This window comes from Bowmanella yangjiangensis, assembly GCF_017255015.1.
Lineage (GTDB): Bacteria > Pseudomonadota > Gammaproteobacteria > Enterobacterales > Alteromonadaceae > Bowmanella > Bowmanella yangjiangensis.
This window is the reverse complement of the sequence record NZ_JAFKCS010000138.1, coordinates 1-2033: the sequence shown is the minus strand read 5'-3', so window position 1 is coordinate 2033 and position 2033 is coordinate 1. Positions and strand designations below refer to the sequence as shown.

3 protein-coding genes and 1 pseudogene are annotated in these 2033 nt (G+C 60.3%); 3 read left to right on the top strand and 1 reads right to left on the bottom strand.

Features of this window, described 5'->3' with window-relative positions; all coding sequences use genetic code 11:
• Positions 1-6 precede the first annotated feature (6 nt).
• Positions 7-543, bottom strand: coding sequence for an RNA polymerase factor sigma-70 (locus J0A65_RS22655; protein WP_051800647.1), 537 nt, complete (start codon positions 541-543; stop codon positions 7-9).
• 317 nt (positions 544-860) lie between these two features.
• On the opposite strand from J0A65_RS22655, the gene J0A65_RS22650 reads away from it, so the two are divergent.
• The 3 genes and pseudogenes from J0A65_RS22650 to J0A65_RS22640 all read left to right on the top strand — a co-directional run.
• A complete protein-coding gene (locus tag J0A65_RS22650; protein ID WP_152489134.1) occupies positions 861-1079 on the top strand; it encodes an MbtH family protein in 219 nt (72 codons plus the stop codon).
• Between the two features lie 2 nt (positions 1080-1081).
• Positions 1082-1813 carry a thioesterase II family protein gene (locus J0A65_RS22645; RefSeq protein ID WP_206596570.1) on the top strand — a complete coding sequence of 244 codons (732 nt, stop codon included), beginning with the start codon at positions 1082-1084 and terminating at the stop codon, positions 1811-1813.
• A gap of 12 nt (positions 1814-1825) precedes the next feature.
• Positions 1826-2033: pseudogene (locus tag J0A65_RS22640) on the top strand (TauD/TfdA family dioxygenase); the annotation flags it as partial.

Sequence of the window (2033 nt, the reverse complement as noted above, 5' to 3'; positions counted from 1 at the left end):
TTCCTTTCAGCGTGCCTTGCTTTCGATGCGCTTGAGCGCTTGCCGGCAGTGCAGCAGTGCATCACGCACCATGAAATTCACCAGGGTCGGTGAGACCCCCAGTTCCTTGGCAATGTCGTTCTGCGTACGTCCGTGCAGTTTGTACATCTCGAAGGCGTAGCGAGTGCGCTCGGGCATCTGCGCCAAGGCCGAGGAGAGCATCTCCAAGGTCTCTCGACTCTCGTGGCTGGTCTCTGGTGAGGCTCCAGGGGCAGCGATATACAGGCCTTCTTCCTCGCTGCCGGCATAGCGTTTCTCCAGAGCCTGGCGGCGATAGAGGTCGATCGCCAGGTTACGCACCACGCGTAACAGGTAACTGCTCTGCGACTGGATGTTAGGGACCATGCTCGCGGCGCTGAGCTTGATATAGGCATCGTGCACCACATCTTCGGCGTGACTGCGGCAGCCGAGGATGCGCGCCGCAGCGTTGATGAAGGTCTGCCTGCGGGTGACGAACAGGTCGTGCAGGGCCATATGCTGCTGGGGGGGGAGCGTCTTGGGCATGAGATGTTTCCTATGCGGCCAGAGCGTGATGGGCGTCCACATGGGGGAGATCTGACGCGAATCCATTGCGCGGGTCTTTCGCCCTGCCTGGCGGTTCCTGCGCCGGTATCGAGGTGGCTAAATCTAATGTAGTTGATAATTATTATCAAATCATACGTGGCCTCTGACTCGATCAAAAATCAAAACGTTCAGTCGGATGAGAATGCCTTCTCAAGTGGCGCGCATGATAATTAATCTCATGGGTTAATCCTAATTATTCGCTCCTCTCCTTCGTCTTCATCGGAAAGCCGCCCAACCCGGGCGAGAAGGAGGCAGAGATGGCATTTGATCGCGACGACGCGACATTCAAGGTTCTTGTCAATCACGAGCTGCAGTATTCCCTGTGGCCGGACGACAAGGCGGTGCCCGCTGGCTGGCGTGAGACGGAGCAGCGAGGCAGCAAGGCGGAGTGTCTGGACTACGTTGAGCGGGAGTGGGTCGACATGCGTCCACTGAGCTTGCGTCAGGTGATGAGCGGCGAGGCTGTGGAGCGGTGATGATGCCTGGCCGCCTGCACCTGTATTGCCTGCCGTATTCCGGTGCCAGCGCGATGGCCTATGCGCGTTGGCGTCGTTCATTGCCGGCTTCGGTCGAGGTGTTGCCGCTGGAGTTGCCAGGGCGTGGTCGGCGTTTCAATGAGCCATTGCAGACCGATATGTACGCGCTGGCCAAGCAGCTTGCGGCCGAGTTGAGCGAGTCGCTCAAGCAGCCCTACGCCCTGTTTGGTCACAGTCTCGGTGGCCTGCTGGCTTTCGAATTGGCCCATGCGCTGCGCCAGCTCGGCATGCCTGCCCCGCAGGCGCTGTTCGCTTCGGCGGCGTCGGCGCCGTCGCGCCGTGAGAGCCACCTCGAACTGGCGCAAGAGCAGAGCGATGAGCAGCTGCTACTGCGCCTGCGGTCCCTGGGGGGAACGCCAGCAGCCGTATTTGACGATGCGGAGATGCTCAGCCTGACCCTGCCGGTGTTGCGCGCCGATTTTCTGCTGTGTGGCCGTTATCGCTACTACCGCCGTGCGCGGCTCGGTTGCCCGATCCATGTACTTGGCGGCAAGGCGGATCGCGTATCGATGGATGCGCTGGCGGCCTGGCAGGACGAAACCGCCGATGACTTCTCTCTGGAGATGTTCGAGGGCGATCATTTTTTCATCAACGCCTGCGAACAGCAGTTGCTCGAATACATGTTCGGCAAGCTGCGTGAGAGTGGGCGGGATCCCCGGGCTATCGAGGCCTGAGAGGAGCATGCGATGACTTTCTTCTCCATAAAGCCTTTGCCTGAGTCGCGTGAGGGTTTACCGCTGCTGGTGCAGGCTGAGGACGGAATCGACCTGCTGGCGAGCCAGCAGGAGCTGCGCGAGCTGATCGATCAACACCTTGAACGCTGTGGTGGAGTGCTATTGCGCGGTTTTGCGGTGGGCGAAGCCGAGCGTTTTCGTGCGTTCGCCGCCGCATTCG

What these genes read in the sequence shown, in the direction of transcription:
- J0A65_RS22645 (WP_206596570.1), top strand. Translation starts at nt 1,082, where the DNA reads ATGCCTGGCCGCCTGCACCTGTATTGCCTGCCGTATTCCGGTGCCAGC.
- J0A65_RS22650 (WP_152489134.1), top strand. Translation starts at nt 861, where the DNA reads ATGGCATTTGATCGCGACGACGCGACATTCAAGGTTCTTGTCAATCAC.
- J0A65_RS22655 (WP_051800647.1), bottom strand. Translation starts at nt 543, where the DNA reads ATGCCCAAGACGCTCCCCCCCCAGCAGCATATGGCCCTGCACGACCTG.